The organism is Cellulomonas oligotrophica (assembly GCF_013409875.1).
GTDB lineage: Bacteria > Actinomycetota > Actinomycetes > Actinomycetales > Cellulomonadaceae > Cellulomonas > Cellulomonas oligotrophica.
Genome location: NZ_JACCBK010000001.1, coordinates 1,446,858 through 1,467,123, shown reverse-complemented (window position 1 = coordinate 1,467,123; position 20,266 = coordinate 1,446,858). Strand labels below are relative to the sequence as shown.

Annotated in this window: 12 protein-coding genes and 1 riboswitch; of the genes, 9 read left to right on the top strand and 3 right to left on the bottom strand. The window is 77.4% G+C overall.

Translation table 11 applies throughout. The annotated features are described in order from the left end of the window. Positions 1 to 110: 110 nt before the first annotated feature. A complete protein-coding gene (locus BKA21_RS19915; protein WP_306458063.1) occupies positions 111 to 2,555 on the bottom strand; it encodes a GatB/YqeY domain-containing protein in 2,445 nt (814 codons plus the stop codon). Positions 2,556 to 2,783: 228 nt separating this feature from the next. Continuing rightward, a riboswitch (cyclic di-GMP riboswitch) is annotated at positions 2,784 to 2,858 on the top strand. A gap of 15 nt (positions 2,859 to 2,873) precedes the next feature. On the opposite strand from BKA21_RS19915, the gene BKA21_RS06460 reads away from it, so the two are divergent. The 8 genes from BKA21_RS06460 (at position 2,874) to BKA21_RS06425 (ending at position 14,049) form a co-directional block, all read left to right on the top strand. Further along, positions 2,874 to 3,020, top strand: coding sequence for a hypothetical protein (locus BKA21_RS06460; protein WP_160158497.1), 147 nt, complete (start codon positions 2,874 to 2,876; stop codon positions 3,018 to 3,020). 5 nt (positions 3,021 to 3,025) lie between these two features. After that, positions 3,026 to 3,907, top strand: coding sequence for a sigma-70 family RNA polymerase sigma factor (locus BKA21_RS06455; RefSeq protein WP_239072724.1), 882 nt, complete (start codon positions 3,026 to 3,028; stop codon positions 3,905 to 3,907). A gap of 169 nt (positions 3,908 to 4,076) precedes the next feature. Continuing rightward, positions 4,077 to 6,110: a TPM domain-containing protein gene (locus tag BKA21_RS06450; RefSeq protein ID WP_140457494.1), complete on the top strand. Its 2,034-nt coding sequence runs from the start codon at positions 4,077 to 4,079 to the stop codon at positions 6,108 to 6,110. Positions 6,111 to 6,203: 93 nt separating this feature from the next. Beyond that, a complete protein-coding gene (locus BKA21_RS06445) occupies positions 6,204 to 7,886 on the top strand; it encodes a glycoside hydrolase family 15 protein (RefSeq protein WP_140457493.1) in 1,683 nt (560 codons plus the stop codon). 131 nt (positions 7,887 to 8,017) lie between these two features. Continuing rightward, positions 8,018 to 11,926 carry a Pls/PosA family non-ribosomal peptide synthetase gene (locus BKA21_RS06440; protein WP_239072725.1) on the top strand — a complete coding sequence of 1,303 codons (3,909 nt, stop codon included), beginning with the start codon at positions 8,018 to 8,020 and terminating at the stop codon, positions 11,924 to 11,926. Then, a complete protein-coding gene (locus tag BKA21_RS06435; RefSeq protein ID WP_140457491.1) occupies positions 11,923 to 13,239 on the top strand; it encodes a M1 family metallopeptidase in 1,317 nt (438 codons plus the stop codon). Before BKA21_RS06440 ends, BKA21_RS06435 begins: the two co-directional genes overlap by 4 nt. Positions 13,240 to 13,381: 142 nt before the next feature. Next, positions 13,382 to 13,732: a lycopene cyclase domain-containing protein gene (locus tag BKA21_RS06430; RefSeq protein ID WP_140457490.1), complete on the top strand. Its 351-nt coding sequence runs from the start codon at positions 13,382 to 13,384 to the stop codon at positions 13,730 to 13,732. After that, positions 13,732 to 14,049 (top strand): lycopene cyclase domain-containing protein, encoded by a 318-nt coding sequence (locus BKA21_RS06425; RefSeq protein WP_140457489.1) that lies wholly within the window; start codon positions 13,732 to 13,734, stop codon positions 14,047 to 14,049. Before BKA21_RS06430 ends, BKA21_RS06425 begins: the two co-directional genes overlap by 1 nt. A 37-nt stretch (positions 14,050 to 14,086) precedes the next feature. Here the strand turns inward: BKA21_RS06425 and BKA21_RS06420 are convergent, their stop codons facing one another. Then, on the bottom strand, positions 14,087 to 16,279 hold the full coding sequence (locus tag BKA21_RS06420) for an EAL domain-containing protein (protein ID WP_140457488.1): 2,193 nt from the start codon (positions 16,277 to 16,279) through the stop codon (positions 14,087 to 14,089). Between the two features lie 289 nt (positions 16,280 to 16,568). On the opposite strand from BKA21_RS06420, the gene BKA21_RS06415 reads away from it, so the two are divergent. Further along, a complete protein-coding gene (locus BKA21_RS06415) occupies positions 16,569 to 19,235 on the top strand; it encodes a diguanylate cyclase domain-containing protein (protein ID WP_140457487.1) in 2,667 nt (888 codons plus the stop codon). Here the strand turns inward: BKA21_RS06415 and BKA21_RS06410 are convergent. Then, a complete protein-coding gene (locus tag BKA21_RS06410; protein WP_140457486.1) occupies positions 19,219 to 20,259 on the bottom strand; it encodes an NAD(P)/FAD-dependent oxidoreductase in 1,041 nt (346 codons plus the stop codon). The genes BKA21_RS06415 and BKA21_RS06410 overlap by 17 nt on opposite strands. Positions 20,260 to 20,266: the final 7 nt, after the last annotated feature.

The window sequence follows — 20,266 nt, the reverse complement described above, 5'->3', positions numbered from 1 at the left end:
GCCTCCCGACCGGCGCGGCCTGCCGCTCGCCCGGGCAGGCCGGCCGTGGGCGCACGCAGCACCGGCGCCGCCCGCGAGGTCGGCCTCGCGGGCGGCGCCGGTCGCGGCCGTCAGCCGGCCAGGGCCTGCCGGACCATCGTCGACAGCGTGCGGCCGTCGGCGGACGTGCCCGCGCGCTCGGTGGCGACCTTCATCACCGCGCCCATGTCGCGCATGCTCGTCGCGCCGACCTCGGCCACCGCGTCGCGGACCAGGGCCTCCAGCTCCGCCTCGGTCAGGCGGGCGGGCAGGTAGGTCGAGATGACCTCCGCCTCGGCGGTCTCGCGCGCGGCCCGGTCCGTCGCACCGACCTGCGTGTACGTCTCGGCGGTGTCGCGGCGCTTCTTGACCTCGCGCGCCAGGACCTGCAGCACCTCGTCCTCGCCGAGCTCGCGCTCGACGTCACCGGCCTTCGCCTCGGTGCGCACGGCCGCGATGACCTGGCGCAGGGTGTCGCGGCGCAGCTCGTCGCGGGCCTTCATGGCGGTGGTGAGGTCGGCGGTCAGGGTGCTCAGGGTCTGGCTCATGCCCCCATCGTCCCCCGCGGACGCCGTGGACGCGGCGTCATTTCCGGTCACGGTGCCGGCCGCGGAGAGCGCCGCGCGCCGACGACGGCGCACCACGACCACCGAGGACGACGCCGCGGCGGCGAGGGCCACGAGCAGCACCACCAGCAGACCGCCGTCGCGGGCGGCGCCGGACGCACCGGCGTCGGCGGCGTCGGCCGCCCGGGCGGCGCCCTCCCAGTCGCCGGCGGCGAGCGCGGTGCGGGCCGCGGCGACGTCACCGTCGACGTCGTGCAGCGCCAGCCCCACCACCGCCAGCGGGCCTGCCTCCGCGCGGGCGGCGTCGGCGCGCGCCACGGACCGTGCGGCGCCCCGCACGTCGACGAGCGTGCCGTGCAGCGCCGCGAGGTCGGTGCTCGTCTCGAACGTCCGCTGCAACGACGCCGGGGTGGTCACGTCGATCGCGGCCAGGTCGGCGTCGAGGGCCTCGCGCGCCGACAGCAGCTTGGTGACCCGCCGCGTCAGGGCCTGCGCGTCGTCGAACCGCCAGGCCGCCATGGCGTCCCGCAGCGCCGCCGGCGGCGCCCAGCCGGCGCCGCGCTCGACCAGCGCGGCGTACGCCTCGCGTGCCTGCGCCCGTTCGTCCAGCAGCGCCTGCTGCTCGTCGGTCACCACCAGGTCCCGGTACAGCTGCGTCGCGCGCGTCGAGCCGCCGACGCCCTCGAGCAGGTCGAGGAAGCCCTGCCAGCCGATCGCGTGCGGGTGGCGCGACTCGTCGGTGTCGGCCGGGTACGTGGGGTCGCGGTCCCACGCGGCGGCGAGCACCTCCCCGGTCGCCTCGACGCCGATCTCCTCGACGAGCGCGTGCCCGAGCCAGAACGAGGCGCCGTACCCGTACTCCTCGGTCTCCTCCGCGTCAGGGGCCCCGAGGTCGGCGTCCTCCCACGCGTTCAGCGGCAGCGCCGCCGCCGACCCGGTGTCGACGGGGGCGGGCAGGGGGCGCTCCATGCCGAGCTCGGCCATCGTGACCGCCGCGACCTCGTCGGCGAGGGCCTCGTTGATCCACCGGCCGTCGAACAGCTCGTGGTTGAACCAGGCGTGCGACATCTCGTGCAGCACGACGTGCGCGTCGAGGGCGTCGCCGACCTCGATGAGGGACTCCTCGTGCTGGTACCAGCCGCCGTAGCCGTACACGTACGGCGTGGAGGTCTCCACGACGGTCAGCCGCCCGTCCGTGCCCCACGGCCGGCCGATGGTCTCGCGCAGCACCGGCAGGCCCCGCTCCACCAGGTCGGTCGTGAGGTCAAGCCACGCGGTGTCGCCCGGCCACGCCTGCACCGTGACGCCGATGTCGTTGAAGAACACCAGCTCCTCCACCAGCTCGGCGTCGTCGCGCGCCACGACGTTCGCCCACCAGGTGCTGTCCTCGATCGCGTCCGCCGTCCACACCTGCGTGCCGTCGTCGTCGACCGTGCGCTGCAGGCCGTCTCCGACCACGGACGCGTCCACGCCCGCGGGGACCTCCACCCGCACCGAGCCGAGCCCGGGGTCGGCCGCGGTGAACAGCGGGAACGTCGCGTACGCGGGGTTGACCTGGGCGAACGACGGGTTGCGCGGCTCCTGGGCCGGCAGGTCGTACGTCACCCGCACCGTCTGGGTCTGCCCCGCCTGCAGGTCCGGCCGCAGGTCCACGGCGGCCCAGCGGACGACGTCGTCGCCCGGCTCCATCGTCACCGGCAGCACCGTGCCGTCGTCGCGGGTCGCCGTCACGCCCACGGCGCCGGCCATCACGGGCACCCAGTGGTCGGGGAAGTAGTACTCCGCGGACATCTCGTGGGTGATCGTCGCGACGTGCTCGACGTGCACGACGGACCCCGCGAGGTCCAGCCGGTACGTCGTGCCGTCCTGGACCCGCAGGCCCTCGGTCGAGTCGATCGCGGACGCGGCGGTGCCGGGCACGACGACCGCGAGGCCGACGACGACGGCGCAGGAGAGGGCGCGTCCCAGCATGCGGGCGGGAGCGGGTGAAGGTTGCCAGGACGGGCGTGAGGGGGCGTGCACGGGAGCATCCTGGCATCGGCGCAGGTCCGAGGGGTGCAGAACGTCCGGAATTGCTCCGGCAAGCGATTTCGCGGGCGTCCGCCCGTGTCGCGGAGTTAAGGATTTTCGGCAGATCCGTGGGTGGTTTCACCCAGAGGGGGTTGGCGGGGCCGACCGCGTGCCGTACGTTGATCGAGCACTGCGAAACGGCAAACCCATCGCGAGGTGGGGACGCAAAGCCACGGGACCCCAGAGGTCAGCCGGGCTACCGAACAGAGGGAGACTCCGATGGAGCTGCACCCGGCCGCTGGCCACCCCCAGAACTCCGCGCAGAACGTCCTGCGCCCCTCCGCCGAGCGTCTGTCCGCGTGGGCCGCCATGGCGGCGTCCCGCGCCGCCGGCACCTCGCTGCCCACGCCGAACCGCGGGGCGTGATCGCGATGACCACGACCACTGCCTCCGCCATGCCCGCAGACCTCGAGCAGCTCGTCGTCACGACGATGCCCGTGGTCACGCACGAGGTGAACGCCCTGCTCAGCCGCATGCCGGCGCACGTGCAGCGGCAGGACCTCATCTCCGCCGGCCACCTGGCCCTGGTCCGGGCCGCCCGGGCGTACGACCCGTCGACGAACGTCCCGTTCGCCCGCTACGCCGCCCTGCGCGTCCGCGGTGCGCTCATCGACGAGCTGCGCTCGATGGACTGGATCTCCCGCGGCGCCCGCACCCGGGCCAAGACGGTCGTGCAGGCCGCCGACGTCCTGTCGAGCACGCTGGGCCGTACGCCCACCCGTGAGGAGGTCGCCCAGGCCACCGGCATGGCCGTCGACCAGGTCACGGCCGCCCGCGACATCGCCCAGACCCGCCTGCTGAGCATCGACGCGATCGTCACCGAGGAGGCGTACGACCCGGTCGACGACGCGCTCCTGCCCGAGGACGTCGCCATCCAGGGCGAGCGCCTGGAGTACCTGCGCGCCGCCGTGACGAGCCTGCCCGAGAACCTGCGGGTCGTCGTCGAGGGCCTGTTCTTCCACGACCGCACCTGCGCCGACGTCGCCGACGAGCTCGGCGTCACGCAGTCGCGGATCAGCCAGATGCGCTCGCAGGCCCTGAGCATGCTGCGCGACGGCATGAACACGCACCTGGACCCGCACCTGGTCGAGAAGTCGGACCGCCCCGGCGGTGTCGCCGACCGCCGCCGCCAGGAGTACTTCGCCGAGGTCGCCGCCCGCGCGGCCCGGGCCGCCCGCGGCCCGCTGGTCGGGTTCGTCCCCACGCAGGCGTCGGCCGTGCGCGCCCCCGAGGCGCTCGTCGCCGCCGGCTGAGCAGCACCTCTCCCGTGGGCCCGTCGACGTCGTCGGCGGGCCCACGGTCGTCCCCGGGCCCCGTGGGCCCCGGCGACCGTCGGCGCCGGGTTTGGCAGGCGGACGTCGGGGCGGGATCCTGACGGCGGTCGCGCACCGCGCGCGGTCGTCGACCCGGAGGTCCGCCCCCATGCGCCCAGCGACGCCCGCCCCGCCGACGACGGGCACCGGACCGGCCCGGACGTCACCGGCCCGGACGTCACCGTGCTGGACGTCACCGACCCGGGCGGCCCGCACGACCTGGTCGGCCCGGGCGCTGCGGGCCGGTGCCGTCGCGGTCGCGGCCGGTGCGCTGCTGGCACCCGGTGCTGCGGTGGCCGCGCCGCCGCTGGACCTCGTGGACGAGGTCACCGACGAGGCCGGCGTCCTCGACGGCCGCACCGACGAGGTCCGGGCCGCCGTCGACGCCCTCGCGGACCGCACGCCGTACCAGCTGTTCGTCGTCTACGTCGACACGTTCGACGACCTCGACCCCGCCGCGTGGGCCGACGCGACCGCGCAGGCGTCGGACCTGGGCCGCGACGACGTGCTGCTGGCGGTCGCCGTGGAGTCCCGCCGGTACCAGGTGTCCGTCGACGACGCGATCGGGCTCACCGACGCCCAGCTCGACCGTGTGCAGACCGACCGCATCGAGCCCGCGCTGCGCGAGGACGACTGGGCGGGCGCCGCGGTCGCCGCCGCCGAGGGGTACCAGGCGGAGGTCGCGGGGGAGGGGCGTGCGGGCCGGGTGCTGCTCGGGCTCCTCGCCGCCGTGGTCCTCCTGGCGGGTGCGGCGTGGGCGGTCGTCGCGTGGCGCCGCCGCCGCGCCGCCGCGGAGGACCTCGACGAGCTCGAGGCCCGCGCGGGGCAGGCGCTCGTCGCGGCCGACGACGCCGTGCAGGCCAGCGCCACCGAGCTCGGGTTCGCCGACGCCCAGCTCGGCCCGGACGCCGTCGGCCCGTTCGTCGCGGCCCTCGACGAGGCGCGGGCGCTGCTGACCCGGGCGTTCGAGGCACGGCACGCCCTCGACGACGGCGCCGACCTGCCCGACGCCGAGCAGCACGCACGCCTGACGCAGGTGCTCGCGCTGTGCGACCAGGTCGACGACGTCCTCGACGCCCAGACCGACGCTCTCGCCCGGCTGCGCGACCTGCACGCCCGCGCGCCCCAGGTGCTCGACGAGCTCGCCGCCCGCGCCGACGCCCTCGACGCGCGCACCGCGACCGCCCGCACCGTGCTGCAGCGGATCGCCGCCGCCCACGCCGCGAGCGTCGTCGCCCCGGTCGCCGACCACGCGGGCACCGCCGCCGCGCAGGTCGCGCACGCCCGCGACGCCGTCGCGCAGGGCCGGGCGGTCCTCGACGCCGACCGCCCGGCGGCCGTGCTCCGCGCCGGTGACGCCGAGGGCGCGCTGGCCGGCGCCGCGGCGCTCCTCGACGCGGTCGACCACCTCGCCGCCGACCTGGCCGCCGCCCCCGCCCGCATCGACGCGGCCGTCACGTCGATCAGCTCCGACGTCGACGACGCCGCCCGCCTCGCCCCCACGGACCCGCAGGTCGGCGCCGCCGTCGCCGACGCCCGCGCGGCCGTCGCGCACGCGCAGGCGTCCCGCACCGCCGGCGACCCGCCCGCCGCCCTGCACCGCCTCGCCGACGCCGAGGCCCGGCTCGACGCGCTCCTGGCGCCGGCCCGTGCGCAGGCCGAGGCCCTGGCGCGCGCCCGCGAGCGGCTGCCCGTGCTGCTCGCGCAGGCCGACGCGTCGGCGCGCTCCGCGGCCGACCTGCTCGCCACGCAGCGGTCCGCCGTCGGCGCGGGCGCACGCACGCGGTTCGCCGAGGGGCAGCGCCTGCTGGTCGAGGCGCACGCCGCCGCACCGGTCGACCCCGTGACCGCCGCGGCGGTGGCGGACCGGGCCGTCGCCCTGCTCGCCGAGGCCCACCGCGCGGCGCGCGCCGACCTCGACGCCGCCCGCCGGGCCGCCGCGCCGACGACCTTCGGCGGCGGCTGGTCCACGGGCTCCACCTGGGGCGGCTCCGGCGGCGGCCGGAGCAGTGGCGGCTCGACCCGCCGGTCCTCCGGCTCGTCGCGCCGCAGCACGAGCACCTCCCGCCGCTCGTCGTCGCCCGCGCGCCGCAGCAGCTCGAGCCGGAGCACCGGGCGACGCGGCGGCGGCGGCCGCTTCTGACGGGTTGCGGAACAGCTCCGCACGGCGCGTCCCGGGCCGTCCGCCCGAGCCCTCGTCCTGCGGGTCGGCCGGCCGGCACGTAGACATGGCGGGGTGAGCACCCCCCTCGAGGACTACGCCCTGCTGTCCGACCTGCGCACCGGTCCGCTCGTCTCCCGGGACGGGAGCATCGACTGGCTGTGCCTGCCACGCTTCGACTCCGCGGCCGTGTTCTGCGCCGTGCTGGGCGACGAGGACGACGGCCGCTGGAAGCTCTCGGCGGTCGACGGCGAGGTCGTCGAGCGCCGGTACGTCCCGCAGACCTTCGTGCTCGAGACGATCTGGCGGACGCCGACGGGGACGCTCCGGGTCACGGACCTCCTCCCGCCCGGCACGGGCCGGGCCGACCTCGTGCGCCGCGTGGAGTGCCTCGACGGCTCCGCGCAGATCCAGCACGACCTGCGGCTGCGCTTCGACTACGCGCGGGCGACCCCGTGGGTGCGGGTCGTGGAGCACGCGGGCTCCCCGGCCCTGCTGTCGCTCGCCGGGCCCGACGGGCTGCTGGTCACCGGGCCGCAGCTCACCTGGGCCGGCGCCGAGGACGAGGGCGGCGTGCGCCACGACGCCGCCGAGCAGCCCGGCGCGTTCGCCGGGACGGACGACGGCGGCGAGGCGGGTGCGCGGGCGCCCCGGCTGACGGGGACGTTCCGGCTGGAGGAGGGCGACGTCCTCGACTGGGACCTGACCTGGTTCCCGTCCTGGTCGGACCTGCCGGACCCCGTCGACGTCGACCAGGCGCTCGCGGAGACGCTCGAGCTGTGGTCGGGGTGGTCGGCCCGGGTCACGGTCGAGACCGACCACGCCGCGGTCGTGCTGCGGTCGCTGCTGGTGCTGCGGGCCCTGACGCACAGCGAGACCGGCGGGATCGTCGCCGCCCCGACCGCGTCCCTGCCGGAGGGGATCGGCGGGGAGCGCAACTGGGACTACCGGTTCGTGTGGCTGCGGGACGCGGCCCTGACCATCGAGGTGGCCGTCGCGCACGGCCTGACCGAGGGGGCGCGGCTGTGGCGGGACTGGCTGCTGCGCGCCGTCGCGGGGGACGCCGACGACGAGTACTCCTGGGGGCTGCAGAAGAGCCTCCTGCGGTACTGCGAGGTCAACCTCGAGCGCCAGGACCACGGCATCTGGGAGATGCGCGGCGACGTGCACTACTTCACGCACGGTCGGGCGATGATGTGGGCGGCGTTCGACCGGGGCGTGCGCGCGGTCGAGCAGCACGGCCTGGACGGGCCGGTGGAGCGGTGGCGCGAGCTGCGTGAGGTGCTCCGCGAGGAGATCGACAGCCGGGGGTTCAGCACCGAGGTCGACAGCTTCACCCAGACCTACGACGGCACCGACGTCGACGCCTCGCTGCTGCAGCTGCCGCACACCGGGTACCTCGACTACGACGACCCGCGCATGCTGTCGACCGTCGCCCGCATCGAGTCCGAGCTGCTCGACGAGCACGGCCTCCTGCACCGGTACCGGACCGACACGGGCATCGACGGCCTGGAGGGCGAGGAGCACCCGTTCCTGATCTGCTGCTTCTGGCTCGTCGAGCAGCACGCGCTCAGCGGCCGGCTGGACGACGCCGAGGCGCTGATGGACCAGCTCGTCGGCTACGCGAACGACCTCGGACTGCTGAGCGAGGAGTACGACCCCGGCGCCGGGCGGCTGATCGGCAACTTCCCGCAGGCGTTCAGCCACCTGGGCCTGATCCGTGCTGCGGACGCGATCGCGGCGGCCCGCCGGGCGTGACCGGCCCTCTGCCCGGCCCGCACCGGAGGGTGCGACCCCGCGTGTTCACCGGGGCGTAGCGGCCGTTCACCTGGGATCGTCACCATGCGGCGGCGCACGCGGCACGTGGTCGCGGGCCGGGAGGGGTGGGCGTGAGCAGCGAGGACGGTCGGGTCAGGGGCGGGGCGCTGCGCGCGGGGGACCGGGCGGCGGACGCCCGCACCCTCGTGGACGTGTTCGCCGCGACCGTGGCCGCCCACCCGTCGGCCGTCGCGATCGACGACGGCGACGAGGAACTGACGTACGCGGCCCTGGCCGAGGCGGTCGCGGCCCGGGCCCGCCGGCTGGCGGCGGTGGGCGTGGTGCCCGGTGCACGGGTCGGGGTCCGGGCGTCGTCGGGGACCGTCGGGCTGTACGTGTCGGTGCTCGCGGTGCTGCACGCGGGCGCGGCGTACGTGCCGGTGGACGCCGACGAGCCCGACGAGCGGGCCCGCGCGGTCTTCGCGGAGGCCGGGGTCGCCGTGGTGCTGGGCGACGGGCCCGAGCCGGTGGGCCCGGACGGACGGGTGCTCGGCCCGCCGCCGCGGCCCGTGCGCGGGGGCCGCCCGACGCCGCCGACGCCCGAGCACGACGCCTGGGTCATCTTCACGTCCGGGTCGACGGGACGGCCCAAGGGCGTGGCCGTCTCGCACCGCAGCGCCGCCGCGTTCGTCGACGCGGAGGCCCGGCTGTTCCTGCCCGACGCGCCGCTCGGCCCGGGCGACCGGGTGCTGGCGGGGCTGTCGGTGGCGTTCGACGCGTCGTGCGAGGAGATGTGGCTCGCGTGGCGCTCGGGCGCGACCCTCGTGCCGGCGCCGCGGGCCCTCGTGCGGGCCGGCCTGGAGCTGGGGCCGTGGCTCGTCGAGCGGGAGATCACCGTGGTCTCGACCGTGCCGACGCTCGCCGGCCTGTGGCCCGTCGACGCGCTCGACGCGGTGCGGCTGCTGATCTTCGGCGGCGAGGCCGTGCCGCCGGAGCTCGCCGAGCGCCTGTGGCGGCCGCACCGGCAGACGTGGAACACGTACGGGCCGACCGAGGCCACGGTCGTCGCGTGCGCGGCCCTGCTCGAGCCCGACGGGCCCGTGCGGATCGGGCTGCCGCTGGACGGGTGGGACCTCGCGGTCGTCGGCCTCGACGGCACGGAGGTCGAGGACGGGCAGACCGGTGAGCTCGTCATCGGCGGTGTGGGCGTGGCCCGCTACCTCGACGCCACGCTCGACGCCCAGCGGTTCGCCCCGCACCCCGCGCTGGGCCCCGGGCGGGCCTACCGCACCGGCGACCTCGTGGTCCGCGACGAGGCCGGTCTGCTGTTCGTCGGGCGCGCCGACGACCAGGTCAAGGTCAACGGGCACCGCATCGAGCTCGCCGAGGTCGACGCCGCGCTGGCGTCCCTCGACGGGGTCGTGGCCTCCGCGGCCGCCGTGCGCCGCACCGCCGCCGGCGCGGCCCTGCTCGTCGGGTACGTCGTCCTCACCCCCGGCACCCGCGCCGGCGACCTGCCCGCCCGCCTGCGCGAGCTCCTGCCCGGCTCCATGGTCCCGCTCGTCGCGGCCGTCGACGAGATCCCCACCCGCACCTCGGGGAAGGTCGACCGCGACGCCCTGCCCTGGCCCCTGGCCGACCTCGACACCCCCGCCGGGACGCTCACGGGCACCGCCGCGTGGGTCGCCGAGCAGTGGGCCGGCGTCGTGGGCGTGCGCCCCACCGACCCCGACGACGAGTTCTTCGCCCAGGGCGGCTCGTCGCTGACCGCCGCCCAGCTGGTCTCCGCGCTGCGCGCCCGGTACCCGGCCGTCACCGTCGCCGCCGTCTACGAGAACCCCACGGTCGGCGAGCTCGCCGCGCACCTGGACACCCTCGCCCCCGCCGACGCCGCCCCCGCCGCCGTCCGCGCGGTGACCCCCGTGCCCCGCGCCGCCCAGGTGCTCCAGCTCCTCGTCGTGCTGGCCGTCCGCACCCTCGTCGCCCTGCGCTGGCTGACGGCGCTCGCGGCGGTCAACCTCGTGGTGACCTGGGCGTGGGCCCCCGCGTGGGCGCTGCCCGTGCCGTGGTGGGCGGTGCTGACCGGGTGGGTGCTCACCGTCAGCCCGCTCGGCCGCCTCGGCGTGCCCGCGCTCGTCGCCCGCGTCCTGCTGCGCGGCGTGACGCCCGGCACGTACCCCCGCGGCGGGTCCGTGCACCTGCGCGTGTGGGCCGCCGAGCGCGTCGCCGACGGCGTCGGCGCCCTCACCCCCGCGACCGCGCCGTTCGTCGGCCTGTACGCCCGCGCGCTGGGCGTGCGCGTCGGCGCCGACGTCGACCTGCACGCCGCCCCGCCCGTCACCGGCCTGCTCACCCTCGGCCCGCGGTGCGCCGTCGAGCCGGAGGTCGACCTCGCCGGGCACTGGGTCGACGGCGACGTGCTGCACGTGGGCCGCATCGAGATCGGCGCCGACGCGACCGTCGGGGCCCGCAGCGTCCTCTACCCGGGCGCCCGCGTGGGCCGGGGCACGGACGTCGCCGCCGGGTCCGCCGTGCACGGGCGCACAGGCGACGACGAGTACTGGTCCGGATCGCCCGCCCGGCGCGTGCGCGAGGCCCGCCACCCCTGGCCCGCGCACCGCCCCGACGGCCTGCCGCCCGCCCTGTGGCTCGTCGCCATCGCCGCCGCGGGCGCCCTCGTCGCGGTCCTGCCCGTGCTGGCCGTGGGCGTCGGCCTCCTCGTCGTGGGCTGGGCCGTGCACGACGCCACGACGCTCGCCGACGTCGCCCGCGGTGCCCTCGTCGCGCTGGTCCCCGCGCTGCTGGCCGCCTACGCGACCTACGCGCTGCTCGTCGTGGCCGCCGTGCGCGCGGCCGGCGCCGGGCTGCGCGAGGGCTTCCACTCCTCGCGCTCGCGGGCCGCGCTGCAGGCGTGGACGGTCGAGCGGCTGATGGACGCGGCCCGCACCATCCTGTTCCCGCTGTACTCGTCCGTGGCGACGCCCGCGTGGCTGCGGCTGCTCGGCGCGCGCGTGGGCCACGGCACGGAGATCTCCACCGTCATCGGGCTGCCGTCGATGATGCGGCTCAAGGACGGCGCGTTCCTCGCCGACGACACGATGGTCGCGCCCTACGAGCTCGGCGGCGGCTGGGTGCGGGTCGCGGTCGCGAAGGTCGGGCGCCGGGCGTTCGTCGGCAACTCCGGCATGACCGCGCCCGGGCGCACGGTGCCGAAGAACGGCCTCGTCGCGGTGCTGTCCGCCACGCCGCGCCGGGCCCGCGCCGGCTCGAGCTGGATCGGGTCCCCGCCGGTGCTGCTGCCGCGGGCCGCGACGCTCGACGACCCGGGCCGCACCTACGAGCCGCCGACGCGGCTGCGGGTCGCCCGCGGCGCGGTCGAGGCCGCGCGCGTGGTGCCCGCGGCGGTGGTCGCGCTGCTGGGCCTCGGGGTGCTGCTCACCCTGCAGGTGCTGGTGCGCGAGGCCGGCTGGGGGGCGGCCGCCGGGCTCGGCGGCGTGGTCCTCGTCGGCGCGGGCGTGCTCGCCGGGATCGTGACGATCGTCGCGAAGTGGCTGCTCGCGGGCCGCTTCCGCACGGGTGACCACCCGCTGTGGAGCGGGCCGGTGTGGCGCGGCGAGCTCGCGGACACCTTCACCGAGCTCGTCGCCGCGCCGTTCCTGGCGGACCCGGGCACCGGTACCGTCGCCCTGGTGTGGTGGCTGCGAGGGATGGGTGCGCGCATCGGGCGCGGCGTGTGGTGCCAGAGCTACTGGCTGCCCGAGGCCGACCTCGTCGAGCTCGGCGACGGCGCGACCGTCGGCACCGGGTGCGTCGTGCAGACCCACCTCTTCCACGACCGGGTGATGAGCCTGGACGTGGCCCGCCTCGACGCCGGCGCCACCCTCGGCCCGCACGGCGTGGTGCTGCCCGCCGCGCGCGTGGGCGCCGGCGCGACCGTCGGACCCGCGTCGCTGGTGCTGCGCGGCGAGCACGTGCCCGCCGGGTCGCGGTGGGTCGGCAACCCCATCGCCCCCTGGACGTCCGACCCGTCCGCCGCATGACGGCAGCCCGCACCGACCCCTACCGCCCCTGGCGCGGGTCGCCCGACGTGCACGTGCAGCACTACGACCTCGACCTGCGCTACCGGGTGGCGACCAACCGGCTGACGGCGCGGGCCGTGCTCACGGTCGTGCCGCTCGCCGACGTGGACGAGGTCGTGCTCGAGCTGCGGGGCCCGCGCGTCGGCGGGGTCACGGTGGCCGGTGCGGTCCTCGTCCGCTCCGCGCACCGCGACGGGCTGCTGCGCCTGCGCCTGGCCGGCGCGGCCCCGGCCGGCGAGCCCCTGACGGTGACCGTCGACTACTCCGGCCGGCCGGTGCCCGTGCGCAGCCCCTGGGGCCCGGTCGGCTGGGAGGAGCTCGACGACGGCGTGCTGGTCGCGAACCAGCCCACCGGCGCCCCCTCGTGGTTCCCGTGCGTCGACCGCCCCGACCTCGCGGCCACGTACCGCACGGCCGTCAGCGTCGAGAAGCCGTACCGGGCCGTCGCGCACGGCGTCCTGACGTCCGTGACCGCCCGTGCCGGCACCACGACGTGGGTCTACGAGCAGCGCGTGCCCACGGCCACGTACCTCGCGACCGTGCAGGTGGGCCGGTACGACGAGCACCGCCTCGTCGACGGGCCGGTGCCGCAGCTGCTGGTCACCGCGGGCCCGCGGGCCGCCGAGGCGCGCCGGGCGTTCGCCGGGCACGGCGCGATCATGGACCACCACGTGCAGGTGTTCGGGCCGTACCCGTTCGACGCGTACACGCTCGTGGTCACGCCCGACACCCTGGAGATCCCGCTCGAGGCCCAGGGCATGGGGATCTTCGGCGCCAACCACCTGCACGCGCGCGGCGAGGACGCCCGGCTGGTCCCGCACGAGCTCGCGCACCAGTGGTTCGGCAACAGCGTGCGCGTGGCGTCCTGGCAGCACATCTGGCTCAACGAGGGCCCGGCCTGCTACGCCGAGTGGCGGTGGTCGCAGGCGTCGGGCGGGACGGGCGTCGACGCGCTCGCGCACGGCTGGCACGCGCGCCTGCGCCGCCGCCCGCAGGACCTCGTGCTGTCCGACCCCGGCTACGACCGGATCTTCGACGACCGCGTCTACAAGCGCGGCGCGCTGACCCTGCACGCGCTGGACTGCCTGCTCGGGCGGGCGGCCGGCGACGCCCTGCTGCGCGGGTGGACGCGGACGCAGGCCGGCCGGGCCGTGACCACCGACGACTTCCGCGCCCACGCGCTGGCCGTCGCGGGCCCCGCCCGGGCCGCCGACGTCGCGGACCTGCTGCGGCGATGGCTCGACGAGCCCGCCCTGCCGGCGCTGCCCGACTGACGGCGCGGGACCTGAGCAGATCCTGAGGAGACCCGACGGGCCGGGCGGGGCCGCCGTCCGCTGCGGCGGCCGGCGCGGGTTACCGTCTGTCCGGCAGGGCGGGTCGCCCTGCCGCGTGGTCGGCGACGGAGGAGGACGCGGGGTGGGGCTGGTCTACCTGACGTGCCTGCTGGTCTCGCTGGGGTGCATGGCGCTGATGGACCGCCGGTGGCGGCTGTTCGTGTGGCGCGACCGGCGCCGGGCGCTCGTCGTGCTCGCGGTCGGCGTCGGCTTCTTCCTCGTGTGGGACGTGGTCGGCATCGCGACGGGGATCTTCTTCCGCGGCCACGGCTCGCACCTGATGACGGGGGTGCTGATCGGCCCGGAGCTGCCGCTGGAGGAGGTCTTCTTCCTGGTGCTGCTGTGCTGGTCGACGATGCTCGCGGTGGCCGGTGCGCACCGGGTGCTCACCGGCGACCGGCGCGCCGCGGCGTCCGAGGCGGTGCGCCGCTGATGACGTACGCCCTGGTCAACACCGTGTTCTTCGTCCCGGTGGTGCTCGTCGCCGCGGCGGCCGTGCACCGGGCCCGCCGGCGTGGTGCCCGGCCGCACGTCCCCGTGCTGCTGGCCGCCGGCGCGGTGATGATGCTGCTCACCGCGGTGTTCGACAACGTGCTCGTCGGAGCCGGGCTCGTGGGCTACGACCCGGCCCGGATCCTGGGCTGGCGCATCGGCGTCGCCCCCGTCGAGGACTTCGCGTACACCGTCGCCGCGCTCGTGCTGCTGCCGTCGGTGTGGGAGCTGCTGCGCCGCGAGCCCCCGCCCGGCTGACCCGCCGTCCGTCCCGCCGCGCGCCGCGGCGTGGCCGTCACGCGGCGAGCGGTGCGGGGCGGCCCAGGTGGTAGCCCTGCCCCAGGCCCACGCCCATGGTCCGCAGGTAGTCCAGCTCGTCGGCCGTCTCGATGCCCTCGGCCACGACCTGCGCACCGGTCTTGTCGGCGAACGCGAGCATCGACGCGGCCAGCGCCTGGCGCGAGGAGTCCGTCGCGATGTTGCGGACGAGGCTGATGTCCAGCTTGAGCACGTCCGGCACGAGCTCCAGCACGTGCCGCATGCTCGCGAACCCCGCGCCGACGTCGTCCACGGCGATCCGCACGCCCGCCCGTCGCAGGGGCGCGAGGGTGCGGCGCAGCGCCGGGTAGTCGTCGACGGGCGTGTGCTCGGTCAGCTCCAGCACGACCCGCGCGGGGTCGCAGCCGCCGACCGCCCGGCCCAGCGCCGGCAGCCCTGCGGTGCGGGCGGAGACGTTGACGGCGAGGAACCCGGGGACGTCGCCCAGCCGCGTCAGCGCCGACCGGACGGCGGTGAGCTCGAGGTCCTCCTCGAGCCCGGCGGCCCGCGCGGTGGCGAACCACTCCGCCGGGTCGCCGGTGGGGAAGCGGCTGAGCGCCTCGTGCCCGACGACGCGCCCGTCGGCGAGCGCGACCACGGGCTGGAAGACCATCCGGGGCCCGCCCGCGGCGGCGAGGCCGTCGAGGCGCTCGAGGAGGTCGTGCCGGAACCGGTCCTCGCGGTCGTGGCGCTCGACGATGCTCATGACGAGCCCGCCGACGACCCGCAGCACCCCGGCGTCGCGCTCGCCCAGCGCGGGCTCGGCGTCGTGCGCGTACGCGCAGAGGGTGCCGTAGAGGGAGCCGTCGCTGCGGTGCAGGGGCGTGCCCACGTACGCGGTGATCCCCAGGTCCGCCGTCGCGGGCAGCGCGGCGAGCGCGGGGACGTCGTGGGAGTCCTGGACGGCGGCGGGGATCTGACCGGTGACGAGCAGCTCGCAGTAGCTGTTGGTGGTCTCCGACAGGTCGCCGGCCTCGAGGTCGGCGGTGGGGTCGGCGTGCACGTTGCGGATGCGCCAGTGGTCGTCGCGGCGCTCGTTGACGTAGGCGACGTCCAGGCCGAGCTGGGCGGTGACGAGCTCGAGGAGCGCGTCGACGTCGCCGGCGGTGTCGCCCGTCGGGTCGGTCCGCAGGGCGCGGACCACCTGGTCGTGGTCGACGAGCGGCCGGGCGGGGGCGTCGCCCGCCCGGGGGACCACGGGGGCGGCGTGCCGGGCGTCGGCGTGCCGCCGGCCCTTGTCCGCGTACATGACCGCGTCGGCCTCGCGCCAGGCGTCCCGCAGGCCCCGGCCGGCGTCGCGCACGGCCCAGCCCACGGACACCTCGACCCCGGCGGCCCGCCACGCGGCGCGCAGGCGCTGCACGACGTCCGCGGTCCCGGCCGCGTCCGTCTCGGGCAGCAGCAGGCCGAGCTCGTCGCCGCCGAGCCGCGCGGCCAGGTGCTCCGCGTCGGTGACGTCCAGCAGGGCCTGGGCGGCGGCCCGCAGCGCGGTGTCGCCCGCGGCGTGGCCCTCGGCGTCGTTCAGGTGCTTGAGCCCGTCGAGGTCGGCGACGACGACGCCCACGGGGGTGCCGAGCACGGCGGCCCGGGCATCCTCGTCCTCGACCGCGTCGTCCCAGGTGCGTCGGTTGCCCAGGCCGGTCAGGGGGTCGGTGCGGGCGGCGCGCTCGGCCTGCTCCGCCCGTCGGCGGTCACGCATGACGTGCCGCTCGAAGGCGACGAGCGAGCCGATCAGCGCGGCCTGGAGCTCGACGGCCTCCCGGTGCTGCTCGAGGTCGGGCACCGTGCGGGTGCCCAGGCCGCACAGGTCGCCCACCTGCTCGCCGTCGGGCGAGACGACGGGCACGGTCACGACGGCCCGGACCTCGGGCGAGCGGCGCGCGGCCAGGGACGCGTACGCGGGTACCTGGGTGACGTCGCCCGCCACCTGGGGCGCGCCGTCGTCCGCGCGGAGCGCGCAGAACGTCTCGTCCCACGGGACCGGGGTGCCGGGGGGTGCGAGGGCGGCGCCGACGGCGTGCAGCACGACCTGCTGGTCGCCGTCGCGGTGGGCGAGCATCCAGCTGTCGAGGCCGCTGCGCCGGCGCAGGTCGTCGAGGGCGCGCACGACCACCTCGCGCACGTGCACCAGGGCGGTGTCCGCCGCTCCGGAACCGGGGCCGCCGTTCACCGGCTGCACCCTGCGGGTCGGGCACAGGCCTCGGATCCGTCGACGACGTGCATCGGTGACCCCTTCCAGGCTTCGTCGCGAGATGTCAGGTCGATGATGCGTCGAGTCACACCCCCGTGCACCCGCGGAACCGCTCTCCCGGGCCAGGTTCACCCGGTACGTCACCCGGGCGTCGTCCAGGACGTCTGCCCGTGTCCGGGCCCGCGGTGGGACACTGCCCGGGACGGGCCCGCACAGGTGCGGGCCCCGCGGGTCGGCGCAGGGGGCGCACCCGGACGGAGGTGGGCCCATGGGCGAGCCCGGGCCGGAGCACGCGCGCGGCGTCGTGGGCGACCCGACCCTGCCCGTCGTCGCCACCGCCGGCGTCGACGCGGTGCTCGACGACCCGCTGCCGTACCTGGCGGCCCGTGCGCGGATGATCGTGCTCGCCACCGACGCCGACGCCCGCGCGCGCTTCGTCGGCGGACGGCTCGCGCACCGCACCGCGCCCGCCGGGACGGCACCCTGGGTGGTCCGGCCGGGCGAGCCGGTCGCCGGGCCGGCCGCCCTGCTCGACGCGGTCCGCGACGTGCTCGCCGGGGACCGCGGGCGCCGGTTCGAGCTCGTCGACGGTGCCGAGGTCCTCGACGTCGTCGTCCTGCCCGTGCTCGACGGCGCCGACGGGCCCGTGCGCGGCACCCTCGTGCTGGGCGCCGACGTCTCGGCGCAACGGGTGCTCGACCGGCGCGTCACCGCCGTCGCGGCCCTGACCGCCGACGGGACCCTGCGCGGGGCGCCGCTCGGCGAGGCCGTCGCCGCCTCGCTCGCCACCTACGCGAGCACCCTCGTCCTCGCGCGCGTCGGCGCCGGCGCGCCCTTCGACGCGGGCCGGGTGCAGCACCCCGACCCCGACGTCCGGGCACGCCTGCAGGACGCGCTCGACGCCGCCGGGCCGGACCTCGACCTCGGCCTCGCCGAGCTCGCCGACGGCCTCGCGCCCGGCCACCACGCGGCCCGCGCCGTCCCCGACCTGCTGCGCGCCGTCGGCTCGCCGCCCGCCCTGCGCGACGCCCTCGCGGACCTCGGTGCGCACGGCGTGCTGCTGTGGTCCCTCCAGGGCGTCTACGGCACCCTCGGGGTGCTCGCGATGGTGCTGCTCGCCGACGCCCGCGTCCCCCTGGAGCCCGACCCGGGCGAGCGGGACTTCCTCGGGGCCATGGCCACGCGCGCCGCGATGGGCATCGAGCTCGGCGTGCTCGCCGAGCAGGTCGACGTCGCCACCGAGGCGCTCTTCGAGACCCAGGCGCGGTTCCGCTCCGCGTTCGACGACGCCCCCGTCGGGATGGCCGTCGCGCTGGGCGCCGGACCCCGCGCCGGCACCCTCGTCGAGGTCAACGCCGCGCTGCAGTCCCTGCTCGACCTGCGCTGGTCCGACCTCATGGGCGCCACCCTCGTCGACCTCGTGCACCCCGACGACCGACCCGTGTGCGCGGCACTCGTCGAGCGGCTCCTCGCCGGGGAGGAGAGCCGCGGCACGTGCGAGGCCCGGCTCGTGCGCGGCGACGGCGACGTCGTCTGGGTGCACCTGGCCGTCCAGGTCGCCGACGGCGGCGGCGGCCAGGGCGACCTCATCGTCCACGCCGAGGACGTCACGTCGACGCGGGCCGTGCGCGAGGAGCTCGCGCACCAGGCGATGCACGACACCCTCACCCAGCTGCCCAACCGGCACCTGGCCGCGGACCACCTGCGCCTCGCGCTCGCGGACCTGGCGCGCCACGACGGCGGCCGGGTCGCCGTGCTGTTCGCCGACCTCGACCGCTTCAAGGAGGTCAACGACACGTACGGGCACCCCGCCGGCGACCAGGTGCTCGTGGAGGTGAGCCGCCGCCTGCGGTCGCTCGTGCGCGAGGGGGACACGGCAGCGCGGTGGGGCGGCGACGAGCTGGTGGTGGTCTGCCCGCGCGTCGCCGACGTCCCCTCGGCCCGCCGGCTCGCCGAGCGTCTGCGCGACGCCCTCGGCGCCCCGATCGTGATCGACGTCGACGGCCTGGAGGTGCAGGTGCGCGTCGGCGTCTCCGTGGGCGTGACGGTCACGGGCGAGCGCACCGACGACGTCGACCGCGTGCTGCGCGAGGCCGACGCCGCGATGTACGAGGCCAAGCGGCGCGGGCGTGGGCGCGTCGAGGTGTTCGACCCCGCGTGGGGCGCCCGCGCCGAGGAGCGGGCCCGCGTCCTGCGGCAGGTCCGCCGGGCCCTCGGCGACGGCCGGCTGGCGCTGCGCCACCAGCCGGTGGTGGACCTCGGCTCCGGTCGGGTCCTGGGCGTCGAGGTGTTCGTCGCGCTCGACGAGGTCGGCGTGGACGACGTCGTGGGGCAGGTCGAGGACTCGGCGCTGCTGCACCCCGTCGGGGAGTGGCTCGTCGCGTCCGCGCTGCGCCAGCTCGGGCGGTGGCGCCGGTCCGGGCTCGTCGACCGTTCCACGTTCGTGCTGGCGCGCGCTCCCGGCAGGCTGCTGGAGTCGCTCGCCGGGACGGGTGCCCTCGTGCGCGCCGCCCGCGCCGCCGGCGTGCCGCGGGCCAACCTCGTGGTCGCCCTGCCCGTGTCCGCGCTGCTGGTGGCGGACGTGCGGGAGGCACTCGCCGGCGTGGCGCGCCAGGGGCTCGGCGTGTGCGTCGACCTCGAGGCGGACGTCCGCAGCCCCGACGCGCTGGGCGTGCCCGTGCGGGCCGTGCGGGCTCCCGCCGCGCTGCTCGCCTCGGGCGCGCTGCGGCACGACCCGCTGCTGGGCGGGCGTCGGCGCCGGCAGGGCGACGCCGACCGGCTGCTCGTGGCCGTGGGGGTGCGGACGGCCGAGGACGTGGTCGCGGCGGCGGCCCACGGGTTCCACGCGGGGCAGGGTCCCTGGTTCGCGGAGCCGACCTCGCCCGAGGACCTCGCCACACGCCTCGCCGACGGCCGGGTCACCCCGTCGGGCTGACGACCTCCCGTCCCGCCGGCGGCACCGAGCGCCCCGCTGCCCGTCGGGCGGCCACCGCGGCGTCGGCGTCCTGCGTCACCAGGTCCCCGTGCAGGGCCGCGCCCGCCTGCATGCCCGCGGCGGCGGCCACCGCGACCGTCGCGGACAGGTCGCCCACGTTGCCCGCCGCCCACACGCCCGGCAGGTCGGTCCGGCCGCCCGGCGCCGTCGGCACGTGGGTGCCCTGCGGCGTCGTCACGAGCGTGCCGCCGAGCTGCTCGTACAGCGCGCCCCGGGCCACGAACCGCGGGGCCACCACCAGCGCGTCGAGCGCCACGGCGCCCCCGTCGGCCGTCCGCACGCCCCGCAGCGCGTCGTCGACGACGTCCAGGCCCACGACCGGCCCGTCCACCGTGCGCACGTCGAGCGCCGCCAGCCGCTCCTCGTCCTCCGCCGTGAGGGGGCCGCCGGCGTGCCGGAGCAGCGTCACGTCCGGGGTCAGGGCCCGCATCAGCAGCGCCTGGTGCACCGCGGCGGGCGACGTCGCGAGCACGCCGACCCGTGTGCCGCGCACCTCCCACCCGTGGCAGAACGGGCAGTGCAGCACGTCCCGGCCCCACCGCTCGTGCAGCCCGGGCACGTCCGGCAGCTCGTCGACCAGCCCGGTGGCCAGCAGCAGGCGCCGCGCGTGCAGGGTGCCGCCGCACGCCAGGTCGACGGCGAACCCGTCGGCCGTGCGCCGTGCGGCGACCGCCCGGTCGGCGACGACCTCGGCGCCGTACCCCTCGGCCTCGCGCCGCCCCGCGGCGACGAGGTCGCGCGGCGGCGTGCCCTCGCGGCCCAGCAGGTTGTGCACGCCCGCGGCCGGGGCGTTGCGCGGCGCACCGGCGTCGACGACCGCCACGGTGCGCAGCGAGCGGGCGAGCACGACCGCGGCGGCCAGGCCCGCGGCGCCGCCGCCGACGACCACGACGTCGTGGACCGCGTCGGGGGTGCGGGCCGGGGCGGTGCGCTGCGAGGCGGGGGGAGCGGGGGGCGTCGTCATGCGACCA

What these genes read in the sequence shown, in the direction of transcription:
- BKA21_RS06455 (WP_239072724.1), top strand. Translation starts at nt 3,026, where the DNA reads ATGACCACGACCACTGCCTCCGCCATGCCCGCAGACCTCGAGCAGCTC.
- BKA21_RS06415 (WP_140457487.1), top strand. Translation starts at nt 16,569, where the DNA reads ATGGGCGAGCCCGGGCCGGAGCACGCGCGCGGCGTCGTGGGCGACCCG.
- BKA21_RS06425 (WP_140457489.1), top strand. Translation starts at nt 13,732, where the DNA reads ATGACGTACGCCCTGGTCAACACCGTGTTCTTCGTCCCGGTGGTGCTC.
- BKA21_RS06460 (WP_160158497.1), top strand. Translation starts at nt 2,874, where the DNA reads ATGGAGCTGCACCCGGCCGCTGGCCACCCCCAGAACTCCGCGCAGAAC.
- BKA21_RS06435 (WP_140457491.1), top strand. Translation starts at nt 11,923, where the DNA reads ATGACGGCAGCCCGCACCGACCCCTACCGCCCCTGGCGCGGGTCGCCC.
- BKA21_RS19915 (WP_306458063.1), bottom strand. Translation starts at nt 2,555, where the DNA reads ATGCTGGGACGCGCCCTCTCCTGCGCCGTCGTCGTCGGCCTCGCGGTC.
- BKA21_RS06450 (WP_140457494.1), top strand. Translation starts at nt 4,077, where the DNA reads ATGCGCCCAGCGACGCCCGCCCCGCCGACGACGGGCACCGGACCGGCC.
- BKA21_RS06410 (WP_140457486.1), bottom strand. Translation starts at nt 20,259, where the DNA reads ATGACGACGCCCCCCGCTCCCCCCGCCTCGCAGCGCACCGCCCCGGCC.